The organism is Ferrigenium kumadai (assembly GCF_018324385.1).
In the GTDB taxonomy this organism is placed as follows: Bacteria; Pseudomonadota; Gammaproteobacteria; order Burkholderiales; family Gallionellaceae; genus Gallionella; species Gallionella kumadai.
Window position 1 is genome coordinate 1,034,398 of sequence record NZ_AP019536.1, and the last position, 16,367, is coordinate 1,050,764.

Genomic DNA, 16,367 nt, shown 5'->3' on the forward strand with positions numbered 1-16,367 from the left:
ATCATTGTGATCTGCGGGCAGTATTGAATGCTATGAAACTATGGCAACTACTTGGGATTCTGGAAAACTGAATGCAAGAGCGCGGCAATAAGACCATCATGTGCAGTGTGCTGTTCTTGGATATCGTCGAATATTCCAAGAAGTCGGTGGCTGGGCAAATTTCGTTGAAGGACAGGTTTAACGACTACCTCTCCGCCGCCATTCGCGACGTGCCGGTGGCTGACCGGATCATCCTCGACACCGGCGATGGCGCGGCTATCAATTTTCTTGGCGACGTCGAGGATGCATTGAGGGCGGCGCTGAGCCTGCGCGAAAGCCTGCTCAACGAAGAGCCTGGCCTGGAGCACCCCCTGCTGGTGCGCATGGGCATCAATCTTGGCCCGGTGCGCCTGGTCAGGGATATCAACGGGCAGCCAAATATCGTGGGCGATGGCATCAACGTCGCTCAACGCGTGATGGGCTTTGCCGATGCCAGCCAGATACTGGTTTCGCGTTCTTACTTCGATGCGGTCTCGCGTCTTTCCCCGACGTACGCGGGGATGTTCCATTACCAGGGATCGCGCACGGACAAGCATGTGCGTGAACACGAGATTTATGCCATCGGTTATCCGGGCGAACAGACAGTGAAGCATACGGAGGGCGGTGCCGTCACCGGGCAGGTCGCGAACCGTTATGCCGCCCTGGTGGAGAAAGCCAAACTTGGCTGGAATACTGCAGCGGCCAAGCTGGATGTGCTCGCAGGGGCGCTGCGTGAGCGTTACCGGCAGGCTGACTCGAAGCAGCGCGCCATCTATGTGGCTGCGGTCGCGGTTCCGGTGCTGCTGATCGGCGGAGTGGCGCTGAAGTTTGCGCTGTATAAAGAAGCCCCCTTGCCGAGCGCCGCTCAGATCCAGGCTGCGAATGGATCGCAAGCGGCGTCTGCAGTTGCATCGCTCGTTCCCGCAAAGACTGCTACTGTAAAGGAAACTCAGCCGACCACAGTGGCCACGCCGGAGGAAAAGAAGCTCGCCGAGAGCAAACCTAACGGCAAAAAAACCAATGGTCAGGCCAAGCAGCCTCAAGCCCAATCTAAGCAGGCGCAAGCCCAAGCCAAGCCCAAAGCCGCCGAGCCAAGCAAGCCGTGGTATGAGAGTGGCGGTGCAGCTCAGGGTGCCGAAGCTTATGTCGTCGTCACCTGCAAGGAAGGAACCCAAGTGTTTGTGGATGGTTCTCAGAAAGGCAAGATCACTTCGGGCGCGTTGAAGGTGGCAATCTCCCCGGACAGCAGGCACACGGTGATCGTGAGTCATCCCGCCGGCGGTATTTATACGCAAAGTGTCGAACTTGACACGGGCAAGACGTTACGCCTCAGGCCGAGCTTTTGTGATTAGCAGGCCCTGACTACCAGATTCATACAGAAGAATATGACGAAGAAGCTTTTCTCGGGTGAGCGCGATGATTAGCCAATTGGGGCGTTATGAGGTGCTGGGCGAGCTAGGACAGGGCGCGATGGGTATCGTCTATAAGGCGAAGGACCCGTTGATCGACCGCGTCGTGGCGATCAAGACGATCAACCTGGGGCTCGCGCTGGACGAGAAAGAAGAATACGAGGGGCGCTTCTACCAGGAGGCCAAGGCGGCCGGCCGGCTCAGCCATCCGAACATCGTGACCATATACGACGTGGGCAAGAGCGGCGATGTCGCCTACATCGCCATGGAATTCCTGGAAGGGCGCGAATTGCGCGACATCATGAATGATGGCGGGCTGCTGCCGGTCGACCAGGTGCTGGACATCGTTGCTCAAGTGGCGCTGGGCTTGTCTTACGCGCATGAACACGACATCGTACATCGGGATGTCAAACCTTCGAACATCATGGTAGTGCGCGATGGGCATGTGAAGATCACCGACTTCGGCATTGCGCGCATGGCTTCCTCGGCAGTGCGCACCCAGACCGGCATGGTGCTTGGCTCGCCCAAATACATGTCGCCCGAGCAGGTGATGGGCAAGGCGATCGACCAGCGTTCGGATATCTTTTCGCTGGGCGTGATGCTCTATGAGATGCTGACCGGGCAGGCTCCCTTCAATGGCGAGAACGTCAACGCCATCATGTACCAGACCCTGAACGCCGTACCAGTTCCCCCCAATACGCTGAATCCTGCCGTGCCTGAGATGCTCAATTTCATCGTGGCCAAGGCGCTGGCGAAAGGACTGGAAGACCGTTACCAGAATGCTAGGGATTTTGCCGACGACCTGCGCGCCTGTCGCGACACCTTGCCGCGTTCCAAGCTTCAGGATGTATCGATAGCTCCCGCAGGCGGCGAGAAGAAATTGCCCGACGCGATCAGCATTACCGGCAATCTGGATGCGGCAGGGGAGGATGCGAAAGCAGCATCGACGGCAAGACTATCGCAAGCTTTTGATTCCGCCGCCGCAACCATGCGCCTGGCTGCCCTGACTGCGACCAACGAAGATGTGGACGAATTGTCCAAGACCTTCAAGATGGTGCGGCCGAGTGCGGAAGCCATCAAGCAAGCCGCTCCTGCGGCTCGGCCCGCGCCCGCAGCCCCGCGCCCTCAGGTACACCATGCTCCCTCGCGTCCTCCGGTCAAGCATGGCAGCGGGAATTTCCTGCTGATGATTATCGTGGCGCTGGTGTTGATGGGCATCGTGGCTATCGTAATCTTCTAGCTCTACCCCCCGCATGGCGCTCAAGCCTTCACCGAGCTTGGCCATATTGCTGCTGCTGTTCCACCTGCTGGTTGCTGGCGTGGTGTTTCTGACCGCGTTGCCGGTGCCACCCAAGCTGGCGACATTCCTGCTGATCGTGTTGAGCCTAGTTTATTACCTGGCGCGCGATGCTTTGCAACTGTTGCCGGATTCATGGCGCGAGATATCGCTTGCCTCCGGCGAGGTGTCGGCTACGCTTCATACACGCCTCACCGGACAAATCTCCGGCGACACTGTCGTCAGTCCCTATTTCGTCGTGTTGGGCATCTGCCTGGAGGGCAGGCGCTTGCCGGTTTTTCGCGTTGTCTTTCCCGATGCGGTGGGGCGAGACAGGTTTCGTGAGTTGTGCGTGCGCCTGAGGTTTGCCTAGCGGGTGCGAGGGGTCAGGATGGTGGGCTGCGGGTTCGGCTGTGCCGTCGGATAGTCCTTGCTGAAGTGCAGGCCGCGGCTCTCATGGCGCGCCAAGGCGCTTTGCACGATCAGTTCCGCATTCAGCACCAGGTTGCGCAGCTCGAGCAGGTCCGGGTTGACGTGGAAGTTGGCGTAGAACTCGTCAATCTCATCCTGCAGCAACTGGATGCGGTGCTGGGCGCGCTGCAGGCGCTTGTTGGTGCGCACGATGCCCACGTAGTTCCACATGAAGTGGCGCAGCTCGGCCCAGTTGTGCGAGATGACGATCTGCTCGTCGGCATCGGTCACCCGGCTTTCGTCCCAAGCGGGCAATTCGCGCAACGCTTGCTGGGGCTTGTCCAGGATGTCGCGCACCGCGGCGTTGGCGAACACCAGACATTCAAGCAGCGAGTTGCTGGCCAGCCGGTTCGCGCCATGCAGACCACTGTAGGCGGTTTCGCCCACCGCATACAGATTGTCCACGTCGGTGCGCGCATTGAGGTCCGCCATGACGCCGCCGCAGGTGAAATGCACGGCGGGGACGACGGGGATGGGTTCCTTGCTGATATTGATGCCCAGGCTGAGGCAGCGCGAGTAGATGGTCGGGAAGTGCTCTTCGAGGAACTCGATCGACTGGTGCGAGATGTCCAGATAGACGCAATCCAGTCCATGCTTCTTCATTTCGAAGTCGATCGCGCGCGCCACCACGTCGCGAGGCGCGAGTTCCGCGCGCTCATCATGATGCGGCATGAACCGCGTGCCATCCGGCAATTTGAGGATGCCGCCTTCGCCGCGTACCGCCTCGCTGATGAGGAACGATTTGGCATGAGGGTGATACAGGCACGTAGGGTGGAACTGGATGAACTCCATGTTTGCCACGCGGCAACCGGCGCGCCAGGCCATGGCGATGCCATCGCCGGTTGCGGTGTCCGGATTGGTGGTGTAAAGGTAAACTTTACCGCTGCCGCCTGTCGCAAGGATGGTATCCCGGGCGGCGATGGTGACGACTTCGCCGCTCAGGCTGTTCAAGGCGTAGGCGCCGTAACAGCGGTTATCTGCCAGGCCGAGCTTCCTGCCGGTGATGAGGTCGACCGACAGGTGGTGCTCCAGCACGGTGATGTTCGGGTGGCTCAGTACTTTCGCGGCCAGCGTTTCTTGCACGGCATGGCCGGTCGCATCCGCAGCGTGGATGATGCGGCGGCGACTGTGACCGCCTTCACGGGTGAGGTGATAGCCCATGAGGCTGGAGTTGTCCCTGGTGAACGGTACGCCTTGGTCGATCAGCCAGTCGATGGCGGCCTTGCCGTGCTCGACGACGTAACGCGTGACGGCCTCGTCGCACAGGCCTGCGCCCGCGGTCAGGGTGTCCTGGATGTGCGCGTCCAGAGTATCCTCGCTGGACAATACCGCGGCGATTCCGCCCTGGGCCCGGCTGCTTGCACCGTCCAGCAGGGACTTCTTGGTGATCAGCCCCACTTTCTGGTGCTCGGCCAGCTTGAGGGCCAGCGTCAGGCCGGCCAGGCCGCTACCGATGATCAATGTGTCGAAACGCAGCAATTGGAGTCCAGATGTATTTGCCAAAGGCGAAACTATAGCAAAAGACTGGCCTGAGGCTGAGCCTGATTGCCAAGTTGGGAACTTATTTCCTTTTTGCCAGTCGCATTGCCCGCATATCGAAGCTGGCTGACGTGCATCTGGCGGAGCGGTTATACTCCAGCTTCCGCGAATGGCGCGGCGATTATAGGAATAACCGGAATAGTCAGCGATGGCAGAGAAGGAAGTCGATCAGCTATTGGTGGAGCGCGTTCAGCGCGGCGATAAGCACGCCTTCGACTTGCTGGTATCCAAGTACCAGCGCAAGCTGGGGCGGCTGATCTCCCGTTTTGTCCGCGATCCTGCGGAGGCAGAAGATGTCACGCAAGACGCCTTTATCAAGGCGTATCGGGCGTTGCCCGGCTTCCGTGGCGACAGTGCGTTCTACACTTGGCTTTATCGCATCGGAATCAATACGGCGAAGAACCACCTTCTGGCGAATAAGCGGCGTGCGCCGACCAGCACACCGTTCGATGTTGATGAAGCCGAGTCGTTCGAGGATGCCGGCCTGTTGCATGAGGTCAGCACACCTGAGAATGAACTCATGAGCAAGCAGGTTGTCGATGTGGTGCAAACTTCGTTACAGCAACTGCCGGAAGATCTGCGCAGTGCCCTGACGTTGCGAGAGATCGAGGGGTTGAGTTACGAGGAAATCGCCAGTGTGATGAACTGCCCGATCGGCACGGTGCGGTCGAGGATATTCAGGGCGCGTGAAGCGGTAGCGGAGAATCTGCGGCCGCTGTTGGAAACCAGTAAGGGTAAGAGGTGGTAGCGATGAAACAAGAAATTTCTGCGTTGATGGACGGCGAGTTGTTCGAGGATGAAGCAGAGGGTTTGTTCGACCGGATCAAACGGGATTCCGATACTCACCATGACTGGGCGCTCTATCACCTGATCGGAGATGTGCTGCGCCAGCCCGAACATATCCATTGTGATTTGAGCGAGAACGTACGCGAACGCATGCAGGATGAGCCTGTCGTGCTGGCGCCGCGCAGTCGCGCGGTGAAACAGAAAATGCGCACCTTCGCGCTATCGGCTGCAGCCTCGCTGGTGGCGGTTGGCGTGGTGGCGTGGATGTCGTTGCAGATCACTCCAGAGACGGCTCCACAGCTTGCGATGCAACAAACCGCCTTGCGTCCGGTCAACATGCAGATACTGTCCAAGTCCAATGATTACCTGATGGCACATCAGGAGTTCTCTCCCAGCACCGACATGAACGGCGGTGCCTCCTACATCCGCACGGTTTCCTATAGTCCGGATGAGAAATAGGGCGGGGGAGATGGCGATGAGGTTGTGCACCATATTCTGTGGACTGTTGCTGGCTGTCGCCAATGTCCACGCCGAAGAGCGGCAGGTCAGTCTCGATTGGCTCAAGACGGTGGCCTTTGCGGCACACCAGACCGATTACAGCGGCGTGTTCGTTTACCAGTATGACAATCGCGTCGAAACATCCCGCATCACGCATGTGGTCGAGTCGGACAGCGAATACGAGAAGCTGGAAAGCCTGGACGGTCCCAAGCGCGAAATCATCAGGCATCACGGCCAGGTCTGGTGCTATATCAATCACAAGATGGTGCAGGTGGGCAGTCAACAAGGGCGCAGCAGGTTCCCCTCGCTGTTGCCGGATCAGCTTTCCGCACTGAGCGCGAATTATCAGGTCAAGGAGGGGGGGGCAGAACGCGTGGCGGGATATAACACGCACGCCATCCTGTTCCAGCCCAAAGACAACTCGCGTTATGTGCACAAGATATGGGTGCACACCGATTCCGGCCTGTTGCTGAAGGCCGCCGTGCTGGGCGAGAAGAACCAGTTGGTCGAACAATATGCTTTTACCCAATTGCAGATCGGTGGAAATATCGACAGCTCCTGGGTGAAGTCGAGCGCTTCGGCCTTGCCTGCTCCCGAAGCAGTCAAGAGCGGCGTAGCAGTCAATAGCGGTTGGATCGTGGATGCGCTGCCGGCTGGTTTCAAGAAAACCATGGAGATCCAGCGTCCGATGCGCGGCAAGCATGCGCCCGTGACGCAACTGGTGTTTTCGGACGGATTGAGCGCGATCTCCATTTTCATCGAGCCGATCGATAGCGACGAAGACGATGTGGAAGGGTTGTCCAGCCGCGGTGCGGTGAATCTGTACCACAAGCTGGTGGACAGGAACCTGATCACAGTGGTCGGCGAAGTGCCTCCGCGTACGGTGATGCAGGTTCTCGATTCGCTGCGCTATAACGGCAAGTAACCATGCTGGAAACGCGAGCCGTTGTCGTGCAGGTCGAGGGGCAGCATGCCTTTGTGCAGGCCAGCCAGGGCGGAGGTTGCGGTCAATGCAGCGGCAAAGGCTGCGGGACGGCCAAACTGTCCCAGCTGTTCTGCAGCCAGCCGCGCCAATTCCAGGTAGATAATCCGATCAATGCACGCGTCGGCGACCAGGTGGTCGTCTCGGTTGCGGATGGCACGGTGCTGCGCGGCATCGGCCTGGTCTATCTGCTGCCATTGCTGTTGTTGGCGGTGGGCGCCGCTCTCGGGAATATTGCCGCTCCTCAGGTCGAACAACAGGATGGTTACGCGGCGGCAGGTGCGTTGATCGGCTTGGTTTGTGGTTTCTTCCTGTCCAAATGGCTCGCTGTGCGGCTGAGGCGCCAGCGGCCTTACATCGCCAGGCAATGGCGCGGGGAGTGATTCGGTTCTTTTGTTGGTGAATGGAGGCTGAAAATATGCTGAAAAAACTGTTGAGCCTGTTCGTGTTGATGGTCGGAATGATAGTCAGCTCGCCCGCGCTCACGAAGGAACTGCCGGATTTCACTGAGCTGGTGGAAAAACAGGGCCTGGCCGTCGTCAATATCAGCACCTCGCAGATCATCCGCAACGCACAGGGATTTCCCGGGATTTCCGAAGACGATCCGTTCTACGAGTTCTTCCGCCGCTTCGCTCCGCAGATGCCGCGCGAGCAGGAATCTCAATCGCTGGGATCCGGTTTCATCATCAGCGCAGACGGCTACATCATGACCAATGCGCATGTGGTGGACCGCGCCGACAAGATCACCGTGCGCCTGACCGACAAGCGCGAATTCCGCGCCAAAGTCATCGGTGCCGACAAGCGCACCGATATCGCGTTGCTGAAGATCGAGGCGACCGGCCTGCCAAGAGTCAGCATCGGCGATCCGAACAAGCTCAAGGTCGGCGAATGGGTGGTTGCCATCGGTTCTCCGTTCGGTTTCGACAGCAGCGTGACGGCGGGCATCGTCAGCGCCAAGGGACGCTCCCTGCCGCAGGACAATTTCGTGCCGTTCATCCAGACTGACGTGGCGATCAATCCCGGCAACTCCGGCGGTCCGTTGTTCAACATGAACGGCGAAGTGGTCGGCATCAACTCCCAGATATATACGCGATCCGGCGGTTCGATGGGACTGTCTTTCGCCATCCCGATCGACGTGGCGACGCAGGTGGTCGACCAACTGCGCAGCACCGGCAAGGTGACGCGCGGCCGCATCGGCGTGATGATCCAGGAACTGACACGCGAACTGGCCGATTCGTTCGGTTTGAGCAAGCCGTCCGGGGCGCTGATCAGCAACGTGGAAAAGAATGGCCCGGCCGACAAGGCGGGCATCGAGGCCAGCGATGTGATCCTCAAGTACGACGGCAAGCCGGTCGACAGCTCTGCCGATCTGCCGCGCATGGTGGCGGCGACCAAACCGGGCAGCAAGGTGACCATCGAATTATGGCGCAAGGGCGCGGTGAAGCAGGTGGCCGTGGTGGTCGCCGAGATGCCGGAAGAGAACAAGCTGGCGCGGGCCGCAAAGGAACTGGCCGATGACGTGGCCGAAATGATTGCGCGTCTCGGCATCGCGGTCAGCGAATTGAGCCGTGATCAGATGCAGGGGTTGCAAGTGAATGGCGGGCTGCTGGTGGAAGAGGTCAAGGGCTCCGCAGCGCGCGCGGCAGGATTGCATCAGGGCGATGTGCTGCTGGCGATCGGCAATATGCCGATCCGTTCGCTGGCGCAGTTCAATGACATCCTCAAGCAGGTGCCGAAAGGGCGCAATGTCGCACTGCTGGTCAGGCGCGGAGACAGCGCTTCCTATGTGGCGATCCGGCTGGACGAGAAGTAATAGGCACCTCGAATAACCTACTGCGCGGCTTGATTGCAGCGTTGCGCGGTGCTCGCTTCCTCGCCTACCCACAGGGTATGTGGCTTCGACGTAACCTGAAGGTTAGTCTCCGCCGCAACTCGCGAAGGCGAGTTGTCTCGGTCGCTGTGCTCCGTGCGCCTTGCACTCAAGCCGCTCGCTACGGTTCTTCGAGGTTCCTTTCTCTCTTCAGCGAGCCGAGTCTAAATCGGCTAGAATTCGCGCTTTGCGCAAAAGCCGGTTTCGGCAGGATTTTTAACCTTGAAGCACATCCGTAACTTTTCCATCATCGCTCACATCGACCACGGCAAATCCACGCTGGCGGATCGAATCATTCATCTGTGCGGCGGCTTGTCCGATCGCGAAATGGAAGCGCAAGTACTCGATTCGATGGACATCGAGCGCGAACGCGGCATCACCATCAAGGCGCAGACCGCCGCGCTGAATTACAAGGCCCGCGACGGCCAGGTCTACAACCTGAACCTGATCGACACGCCGGGGCATGTGGACTTCTCCTACGAAGTGTCGCGCTCGCTGTCCGCCTGCGAAGGCGCGCTGCTGGTGGTGGATGCGTCGCAGGGCGTGGAGGCGCAGACCGTGGCGAACTGCTACACCGCGCTCGACCTCGGCGTGGAAGTCGTGCCGGTGCTGAACAAGATCGATCTGCCATCCGCCAATCCGGACAATGCCATCACCGAGATCGAGGACGTGATCGGCATCGATGCGCACGATGCGGTGCACTGCTCCGCCAAGACCGGACTGGGCGTGGAAGATGTACTGGAATCCCTGATCGCCAAGGTGCCCGCGCCGCAAGGCGACCCGGACGCGCCGTTGCAGGCGCTGATCATCGACTCGTGGTTCGATAATTACGTCGGTGTGGTGATGCTGGTGCGCATCGTCAACGGTACGTTGAAGCCGAAGGAAAAGATTCTGTTCATGGCGACGGGTGCGCAGCACCTGACCGAGCACATCGGCGTGTTCACGCCGAAGTCGCAGAACCGCGAGTCGCTGAGTGCGGGGCAGGTGGGCTTCGTCATCGCCGGCATCAAGGAACTCAAGGCCGCCAAGGTGGGCGACACCATCACTCATCAGGCCAGACCCGCAGCCGCCGCTCTGCCCGGTTTCAAGGAAGTGCAGCCCCAGGTGTTCGCCGGACTGTTCCCGGTCGAGTCCAATCAGTACGAGGCGCTGCGCGACTCGCTGGAGAAGCTCAAGCTCAACGACGCTGCGCTGCAATTCGAGCCCGAAGTATCTCAGGCGCTGGGTTTCGGCTTCCGCTGCGGCTTCCTCGGCCTGTTGCACATGGAGATCGTGCAGGAGCGCCTGGAGCGCGAGTTCGACATGGACCTCATCACCACCGCGCCGACGGTGATCTACGAGGTGGTGCTGCGCGACGGCACGGTGCTGATGGTGGACAATCCGTCCAAGATGCCCGACCCGTCGAAGATCGAAGAGATCCGCGAACCCATCGTCACGGTGAACCTGTACATGCCTCAGGAGTATGTCGGCTCGGTGATCACGCTGTGCACACAGAAACGCGGTGTGCAGATCGACATGACCTATCACGGCAAGCAGGTGCTGCTCAAATACGAGATGCCGATGGGCGAGATCGTGCTGGACTTCTTCGACAGGCTGAAATCGGTGTCTCGCGGCTACGCCTCGATGGACTACGAGTTCAAGGAGTATCGAGCAGCCGACGTGGTCAAGGTGGACATGCTGATCAACGGCGACAAGGTGGACGCGCTGGCAGTGATCGTGCACCGCGCGAACAGCCAGCACCGCGGCCGCGAGGTCGCCGCCAAGATGCGCGAGCTGATCCCGCGCCAGATGTATGACGTGGCGATCCAGGCGACCATCGGTTCGAACATCATCGCGCGCGAGAACGTCAAGGCGATGCGCAAGAACGTGCTGGCCAAGTGTTACGGCGGCGACATCACGCGCAAGAAGAAGCTGCTGGAGAAGCAGAAGGCCGGCAAGAAACGCATGAAGCAGGTGGGCACGGTGGAGATTCCGCAGGAAGCCTTCCTCGCTATCCTGCAAGTTGAGGACAAGTAACGATGGATTTTGCACTGATTCTGTTTGTATTGCTGGTGACCACCGGCGCCATCTGGCTGCTGGACCGTTTCGTCCTGGCGGGCAAGCGCCCCGCGGGCGTGGCCCAGCAATGGTGGGTGGAATACGCCAAGAGCTTCTTTCCTGTGATCCTGGTGGTGTTCTGCATCCGTTCCTTCCTGGTCGAGCCGTTCAAGATTCCTTCCGGCTCGATGATTCCCACCCTGCAGGTCGGCGATTTCATCCTGGTGAACAAGTTCACCTATGGCATCCGCCTGCCCATCGTCAACCGGAAACTGGTGCAGATCAACGACCCGCAGCGCGGCGACGTGATGGTGTTCCACTACCCAGAAGATCCCTCCAAGGACTACATCAAGCGCGTGGTCGGGTTGCCGGGCGATACCGTCGAATACCGCAACAAGCGTCTGCGGATCAACGGCGTCGAGCAAGCGCAACAGGCGGATGGCGATTACAATTACGTCGAGACCGGGTTGAATTTCGTGCATACCGAGAAGCGCGTCGAGACCCTGGGCGAACGCAAGCATGCCGTGCTGGTCAATCCCGAATTGCCGACCTTGCACCTGGGCTCGGTAGCAGAGTTCGCGGGGCGCGAGAACTGCAGCTACGACGACGATATGGTGCGCTGCAAGGTGCCGGAGGGGCAGTACTTCATGCTCGGCGACAATCGCGACAACAGCCGCGACAGCCGCTACTGGGGATTCGTGCCGGACAACCAGATCGTCGGCAAGGCGTTTTTCATCTGGATGAATTTTTCCGACCTGAAGCGCGTCGGACTGTCCATTAACTGAGTCGGGAGGGGCAATATGAATGCAGCAATGCCAGCAACACAACGCGGTTTGAGTCTGTTCGGTTTCCTGTTCGGGGCGGTGATTCTGGTTCTGGTCAGCATCACCGGACTGAAGATGATCCCGGCCTATATGCAGTATGAGCAGATCAAGAACCTGTTCATCACCATCGCCAACGATCCCGAGATGCAGAACGCCAACGTACGCGATATCAAGGCGTCCTTTGACAAGCGCGCCTCTATCGACGACATCACAGCAATCCGCGCCGACGACATCGAGATCGTCAAGGAGGATGGTCGCCTGGTGTTGAGCGCGAGCTACTCCGTCAAGGTCCCGCTGGTTGCCAACGTCAGCCTGTTCATGGACTTCAAGCCCAGCAGTGCCAAATAAGGATCGCGACGCACTCTGCAGGCAGTTGGGGCATGTCTTCGTGCAGCCTCGCTTGCTGGAGCGCGCGCTCACCCATCGCAGTTACGCGCCGGAGCACAACGAGCGGCTGGAATTTTTAGGCGACAGCGTGCTGGGCTGCGTCATCGCCAAGCACCTGTATGACGCCTTCCCGCAGTTGAGCGAAGGCGAGCTCTCGAGGCTGCGCTCCAACCTGGTCAAGGAAGAGACGCTGGTGACCTTTGCCCAGCAACTCAAGCTCGGCAGCCTTTTGCGGCTCGGCGAGGGCGAGCGCAAGAGCGGGGGATTCCGCCGGCCGTCCATCCTGGCCGATGCGATGGAGGCGCTGTTCGGCGCGATCCTGCTGGATGGCGGTTACGCCGAGGCCGAGAAGGCCGTGCTTGGGCTGTTCGTGCCTTACCTTCAGAAGGTCGACATCCACACGCTGGGCAAGGATGCCAAGACCCTGTTGCAGGAGTATCTGCAAGGCAAGCGTATACCCCTGCCGACCTATACCATCATTGCTACCGGCGGGTTGGCGCACGAGCAATCTTTCCAGGTGGAGTGCGCCATCCCCAAATTGAAGATCAGCACGCGCGGCGAGGGCAGCAGCCGCCGCAGCGCCGAACAACAGGCGGCTCAGGCCGCCTACCAACAACTGGCCAGGACATCATGACCGAACAACAGACAACAGAATTCCGCAGCGGCTTCATCGCCATCGTCGGGCGTCCCAACGTGGGCAAGTCCACGCTGCTCAACCACCTGATCGGGCAGAAGGTCAGCATCACTTCGCGCAAGGCGCAGACCACGCGCCATCGCATCCACGGCATCTTCACCGACGAGCGTGCGCAATATGTGTTCGTCGACACGCCCGGCTTCCAGACCAAGCACCTCAACGCGCTGAACCGCGGCATGAACCGCGTCGTCACCAGCAGCCTGCGCGACGTGCAGGTGGTGGTCTACGTGCTGGAAGCGCTGCGCTATGACGAGCGCGACCAGGAGGTGCTCAAGCTGCTGCCGGACAACCGCCCGGTGCTGCTGGTGATCAACAAGATCGACGAGGTCGAGGACAAGGGAAAATTGTTCGAATTTGCGGAGCGCATCGCCAAGGACTTCAAGTTCGCCGAAATCGTCCCGGTCAGCGCCAAGCAAAATACCAAGCTCGACGAACTGCGCGATGCCCTGTATCGCCACTTGCCCGAGGGCGAGCTGATCTACGGCGAGGACGACATCACCGACCGCAGCGAACGTTTCCTCGCGGCCGAGATGCTGCGCGAGAAAGTGTTCCGCTTTACCGGTGAGGAACTGCCGTATTCAACCAGCGTGGTGATCGAGCAATTCAAGATGGAAGGCAAGCTGCGCCGCATCCATGCCGCGATCCTGGTGGACAAGGAAGCGCACAAGGCTATGCTGATCGGCAAGAAGGGCGAGAAGCTGAAAGAGATCGCCACCCAAGCGCGCCTCGACATGGAAAAATTGTTCGACGGCAAGGTGTTCCTCGAAGTGTTCGTCAAGGTGCGCAGCGGCTGGGCGGACGACGCACGCGTGCTGAAGAGCCTGGGCTACGAATGACCGTTGCGAACCGGCACAAGCAGCAGGACGAACCTGCCTTCGTGCTGCATAGCTACCCGTTCCGTGAAACCAGCCTGATCCTCGACGTGTTCAGCCGGCAGCACGGGCGGCTGGCGATCATGGCGCGCGGCGCGCGGCGTCCCAGGTCGGCACTGCGCGGCGTGCTGATGAATTTCCAGCCGCTGCTGCTTTCCTGGTTCGGCAAGGGCGAGGTGCGCACCCTGCATAGCGCGGAGTGGCAGGGCGGCCAGCCCTACCTGCAGGGCACGGCGCTGATGTGCGGTTTCTACCTGAATGAGCTGTTGCTCAACCTGATGGCGCGCGACGACCCGCATGATCGGTTGTTCGACTACTACCGTGCCACCCTGTACCGGCTGGCGCACGAGACGGACCACGCCGCGACCCTGCGCTGTTTCGAGAAGCATATGCTGCAGGAGCTGGGCTATGCGCTGACGCTGGAGCGCGAGGCGGGCGGCGAAAAAGCGATCCACCCCGAAGTCTGTTATCGTTATGCCGTGGAGCGTGGCGCCGTGCCGGACGACGGCGATACGCAAATCGGGTTGCCGGTGCAGGGCAAGACCCTGCTTGACATGGCGGCGGACGATTACGCCGATCCCGTCACCGCACAGCAGAGCAAACAGCTGATGCGTGTGCTGCTGAACCATCATCTCGGCGGCAAGACACTGCACACGCGCGAACTCATCAAGGATCTGCAGAAGCTATAGAACCGGAAGACCGTCGTCCGCAGATCGAATCTGCGGGATCCGCGTAATCTATGGAATAAATGGAGGCATCGAAAATGGTAAAACTCGGACTGAATATCGATCACGTCGCCACTCTGCGCCAGGCGCGCGGGTCGCGCTATCCCAACGTCGTGCGCGCCGCGCTGATCTGCGAAGAGGCAGGGGCGGACGCCATCACCCTGCACCTGCGCGAAGACCGCCGCCACATCCAGGATGCGGATGTCGATATCCTGCGCGGCATGCTGCAGACGCGCATGAACCTCGAATGCGCCGTCACCGACGAGATGATCGCCAACGCGGTGCGCATCAAGCCGCACGACATCTGCCTGGTGCCGGAGCGGCGCGAGGAGCTGACTACCGAAGGCGGGCTGGACGTGGTGCGTTATTTCGACGCGGTGAAGGCCGCCACCGAGCGTTGCACCGAGGCGGGCATCCGTGTCTCGCTGTTCATCGACCCGGACCTGAAGCAGATCGACGCCGCACGCCGCGCCGGCGCTCCGGTGATCGAGCTGCACACGGGAAAATATGCCGACGCCGACAGCGTGCCGGAGCGTGCCCACGAACTCGAGCGCATCCGCGCCGCGGCGGAACACGCCCATGCGCAGGGGATTCAGGTGAACGCCGGCCACGGCCTGCACTACCATAACGTGCAGCCCATCGTCGCCATTCCCAACATCGTCGAGCTCAACATCGGCCACGCCATCATCGCCGAGTCCGTGTTCATCGGCCTGGATGCAGCGGTAAGGAAGATGAAGGCGCTGCTAGTTCAGGGATGATTTACGGTATTGGCACAGACATCGTCGAGGTCGCGCGAATTGAAGCGCTGTGGGTGCGCTACGGCGAGCGTTTCGCGAAGCGCATCCTGAGCGAGAGCGAGCTGCCTGCGCTGGCCATCCATCCGGCTCCGGCAAGGATGCTCGCGAAGCGCTTCGCGGCGAAGGAGGCGTTCGCCAAGGCGGTCGGCATGGGCATGCGGTATCCCGTCAGTTTTCATCGCGTCGGTGTCGGGCACGACAAGCTGGGCAAGCCGGTGATGGAGTTCGATGAGGTGCTGGGGGCGTGGCTAGCTGAACGGGGCATCAACGGACAGCACATTTCCATCAGCGATGAGCGGGAGATGGTGGTGGCGTTTGTGGTGCTGGAACGCAATTAGGTAGCTTTTCCCCGTTCGTGGTGAGGTATCGAACCATGAACGGCAACATCAAAAAAACAAACCGTCGGGGGTAGCCCGACAGCTAGTCACTTTCTTTTGCGTCGCCAAAAGAAAGTAACCAAAGAAAAGGCGCCCCCGGTTTGCCGCCGCTACGCGGTTCCCTGCGTTGCTCGACTGGTCAGGCGGCTGCGGAACTCGCACGATCCGCTACGCGGCCACGTGCTCAAACAGTCCTCGCCGACATCCCCTGGCCAGCCTGTGCTACTCAGCGGCGCACAGGGGAAGAAATTCAAAAACAAAAAGAAAAACCCATCAAAAAATGATGGGTTTTTCTTTAATCAATTCTCCTAATACAGGCTTAGACGGCGTGGTGATATGTAGTCCCGCACTTGTGGCATAGCCATGAGTCTAGCCACTGTTGATAAAGAGAAGGCCACTCCTTCGAATTAAACTGAAAATTTTTGTATCCGAGATAGGCACCTGCAGCAATTAATAAGAATCCCAAAAAGGCTGTTGCTCCTTGCCCACCGAGCATTAGTATGCCAATAACGAACAGAATCACTGCGGCCTTGAAACTCTTTTTTGATGGAGGGGCTGATTTCTGAGCTAGGATGGATTGGGATTGTCCCTTGGTTTTTGTTACCGCGCCACCTATACCAAAAGCACCACCGTGCGCACCACCGACTGTAGTTCCAGTAGTGTTTATCTCTTGGGTGCCACCGTGAAAAACAACTTCCAACCTTTGTGTGTTTTCAGAGTTACATTTTGGGCACTGCATATTTCGTTTCTCCCTTTGTTATAGGTTAAGGCGCAGGAATAGGCCTTAAAGCCTTCCCATTTACAT

At 59.6% G+C, this 16,367-nt stretch carries 18 protein-coding genes; 16 read left to right on the plus strand and 2 right to left on the minus strand.

Annotated elements, in window-relative coordinates; translation table 11 throughout:
- The first annotated feature begins 71 nt into the window (after positions 1-71).
- From FGKAn22_RS04970 to FGKAn22_RS04980, 3 genes are all read left to right on the plus strand, one after another.
- Positions 72-1,370 carry an adenylate/guanylate cyclase domain-containing protein gene (locus tag FGKAn22_RS04970; protein WP_212786868.1) on the plus strand — a complete coding sequence of 433 codons (1,299 nt, stop codon included), beginning with the start codon at positions 72-74 and terminating at the stop codon, positions 1,368-1,370.
- A 64-nt stretch (positions 1,371-1,434) separates the two neighbouring features.
- Positions 1,435-2,667 (plus strand): serine/threonine-protein kinase, encoded by a 1,233-nt coding sequence (locus tag FGKAn22_RS04975; protein WP_212786869.1) that lies wholly within the window; start codon positions 1,435-1,437, stop codon positions 2,665-2,667.
- A 13-nt stretch (positions 2,668-2,680) separates the two neighbouring features.
- Entirely contained in the window at positions 2,681-3,076 is a 396-nt protein-coding gene (locus FGKAn22_RS04980; protein ID WP_343214997.1) for a protein YgfX, read from the plus strand.
- Here the strand turns inward: FGKAn22_RS04980 and nadB are convergent.
- The gene (nadB, locus tag FGKAn22_RS04985; protein ID WP_212786871.1) at positions 3,073-4,653 is read right to left on the minus strand and encodes an L-aspartate oxidase; all 1,581 of its coding nucleotides are present in this window, start codon (positions 4,651-4,653) and stop codon (positions 3,073-3,075) included. The genes FGKAn22_RS04980 and nadB overlap by 4 nt on opposite strands.
- Before the next feature lie 208 nt (positions 4,654-4,861).
- Here nadB and rpoE point away from each other — a divergent pair, with 208 nt between their 5' ends.
- From rpoE to acpS, 13 genes are all read left to right on the plus strand, one after another.
- Positions 4,862-5,461 (plus strand): RNA polymerase sigma factor RpoE, encoded by a 600-nt coding sequence (rpoE, locus tag FGKAn22_RS04990; RefSeq protein ID WP_212786872.1) that lies wholly within the window; start codon positions 4,862-4,864, stop codon positions 5,459-5,461.
- Between the two features lie 2 nt (positions 5,462-5,463).
- Positions 5,464-5,958: a sigma-E factor negative regulatory protein gene (locus FGKAn22_RS04995; protein ID WP_212786873.1), complete on the plus strand. Its 495-nt coding sequence runs from the start codon at positions 5,464-5,466 to the stop codon at positions 5,956-5,958.
- 16 nt (positions 5,959-5,974) lie between these two features.
- Positions 5,975-6,922, plus strand: coding sequence for a MucB/RseB C-terminal domain-containing protein (locus FGKAn22_RS05000; RefSeq protein WP_212786874.1), 948 nt, complete (start codon positions 5,975-5,977; stop codon positions 6,920-6,922).
- A gap of 2 nt (positions 6,923-6,924) precedes the next feature.
- Positions 6,925-7,362, plus strand: a complete 438-nt coding sequence (locus FGKAn22_RS05005) for a SoxR reducing system RseC family protein (protein WP_212786875.1) — start codon at positions 6,925-6,927, stop codon at positions 7,360-7,362.
- 35 nt (positions 7,363-7,397) lie between these two features.
- Complete coding sequence (locus tag FGKAn22_RS05010; protein ID WP_212786876.1) at positions 7,398-8,792, plus strand: DegQ family serine endoprotease; 1,395 nt, start codon at positions 7,398-7,400, stop codon at positions 8,790-8,792.
- A gap of 279 nt (positions 8,793-9,071) precedes the next feature.
- The gene (gene lepA, locus FGKAn22_RS05015; protein WP_212786877.1) at positions 9,072-10,865 is read left to right on the plus strand and encodes a translation elongation factor 4; all 1,794 of its coding nucleotides are present in this window, start codon (positions 9,072-9,074) and stop codon (positions 10,863-10,865) included.
- Positions 10,866-10,867: 2 nt separating this feature from the next.
- The gene (gene lepB, locus FGKAn22_RS05020) at positions 10,868-11,671 is read left to right on the plus strand and encodes a signal peptidase I (RefSeq protein WP_212786878.1); all 804 of its coding nucleotides are present in this window, start codon (positions 10,868-10,870) and stop codon (positions 11,669-11,671) included.
- A gap of 27 nt (positions 11,672-11,698) precedes the next feature.
- Positions 11,699-12,058 carry a DUF4845 domain-containing protein gene (locus tag FGKAn22_RS05025; protein ID WP_246487459.1) on the plus strand — a complete coding sequence of 120 codons (360 nt, stop codon included), beginning with the start codon at positions 11,699-11,701 and terminating at the stop codon, positions 12,056-12,058.
- Positions 12,048-12,731: a ribonuclease III gene (gene rnc, locus FGKAn22_RS05030; RefSeq protein ID WP_212786880.1), complete on the plus strand. Its 684-nt coding sequence runs from the start codon at positions 12,048-12,050 to the stop codon at positions 12,729-12,731. Before FGKAn22_RS05025 ends, rnc begins: the two co-directional genes overlap by 11 nt.
- The gene (gene era / locus FGKAn22_RS05035) at positions 12,728-13,627 is read left to right on the plus strand and encodes a GTPase Era (protein WP_212786881.1); all 900 of its coding nucleotides are present in this window, start codon (positions 12,728-12,730) and stop codon (positions 13,625-13,627) included. The genes rnc and era overlap by 4 nt, the downstream gene beginning before the upstream one ends.
- A complete protein-coding gene (gene recO / locus FGKAn22_RS05040) occupies positions 13,624-14,352 on the plus strand; it encodes a DNA repair protein RecO (RefSeq protein WP_212786882.1) in 729 nt (242 codons plus the stop codon). Before era ends, recO begins: the two co-directional genes overlap by 4 nt.
- 74 nt (positions 14,353-14,426) lie before the next feature.
- The gene (gene pdxJ / locus FGKAn22_RS05045) at positions 14,427-15,146 is read left to right on the plus strand and encodes a pyridoxine 5'-phosphate synthase (RefSeq protein WP_212787153.1); all 720 of its coding nucleotides are present in this window, start codon (positions 14,427-14,429) and stop codon (positions 15,144-15,146) included.
- A complete protein-coding gene (gene acpS, locus FGKAn22_RS05050; RefSeq protein WP_212786883.1) occupies positions 15,143-15,523 on the plus strand; it encodes a holo-ACP synthase in 381 nt (126 codons plus the stop codon). Before pdxJ ends, acpS begins: the two co-directional genes overlap by 4 nt.
- A 358-nt stretch (positions 15,524-15,881) precedes the next feature.
- Here acpS and FGKAn22_RS05055 read toward each other — a convergent pair whose 3' ends face one another.
- Positions 15,882-16,301: a hypothetical protein gene (locus tag FGKAn22_RS05055; protein WP_212786884.1), complete on the minus strand. Its 420-nt coding sequence runs from the start codon at positions 16,299-16,301 to the stop codon at positions 15,882-15,884.
- Positions 16,302-16,367 lie beyond the last annotated feature (66 nt).

Excerpts from the sequence above, each read along its gene's own strand:
- FGKAn22_RS04970 (WP_212786868.1), top strand. The coding sequence starts at position 72 with ATGCAAGAGCGCGGCAATAAGACCATCATGTGCAGTGTGCTGTTCTTG.
- FGKAn22_RS04975 (WP_212786869.1), top strand. The coding sequence starts at position 1,435 with ATGATTAGCCAATTGGGGCGTTATGAGGTGCTGGGCGAGCTAGGACAG.
- FGKAn22_RS04980 (WP_343214997.1), top strand. The coding sequence starts at position 2,681 with ATGGCGCTCAAGCCTTCACCGAGCTTGGCCATATTGCTGCTGCTGTTC.
- rpoE (WP_212786872.1), top strand. The coding sequence starts at position 4,862 with ATGGCAGAGAAGGAAGTCGATCAGCTATTGGTGGAGCGCGTTCAGCGC.
- FGKAn22_RS04995 (WP_212786873.1), top strand. The coding sequence starts at position 5,464 with ATGAAACAAGAAATTTCTGCGTTGATGGACGGCGAGTTGTTCGAGGAT.
- FGKAn22_RS05000 (WP_212786874.1), top strand. The coding sequence starts at position 5,975 with ATGAGGTTGTGCACCATATTCTGTGGACTGTTGCTGGCTGTCGCCAAT.
- FGKAn22_RS05005 (WP_212786875.1), top strand. The coding sequence starts at position 6,925 with ATGCTGGAAACGCGAGCCGTTGTCGTGCAGGTCGAGGGGCAGCATGCC.
- FGKAn22_RS05010 (WP_212786876.1), top strand. The coding sequence starts at position 7,398 with ATGCTGAAAAAACTGTTGAGCCTGTTCGTGTTGATGGTCGGAATGATA.
- lepB (WP_212786878.1), top strand. The coding sequence starts at position 10,868 with ATGGATTTTGCACTGATTCTGTTTGTATTGCTGGTGACCACCGGCGCC.
- FGKAn22_RS05025 (WP_246487459.1), top strand. The coding sequence starts at position 11,699 with ATGCCAGCAACACAACGCGGTTTGAGTCTGTTCGGTTTCCTGTTCGGG.
- era (WP_212786881.1), top strand. The coding sequence starts at position 12,728 with ATGACCGAACAACAGACAACAGAATTCCGCAGCGGCTTCATCGCCATC.
- recO (WP_212786882.1), top strand. The coding sequence starts at position 13,624 with ATGACCGTTGCGAACCGGCACAAGCAGCAGGACGAACCTGCCTTCGTG.
- pdxJ (WP_212787153.1), top strand. The coding sequence starts at position 14,427 with ATGGTAAAACTCGGACTGAATATCGATCACGTCGCCACTCTGCGCCAG.
- acpS (WP_212786883.1), top strand. The coding sequence starts at position 15,143 with ATGATTTACGGTATTGGCACAGACATCGTCGAGGTCGCGCGAATTGAA.
- FGKAn22_RS05055 (WP_212786884.1), bottom strand. The coding sequence starts at position 16,301 with ATGCAGTGCCCAAAATGTAACTCTGAAAACACACAAAGGTTGGAAGTT.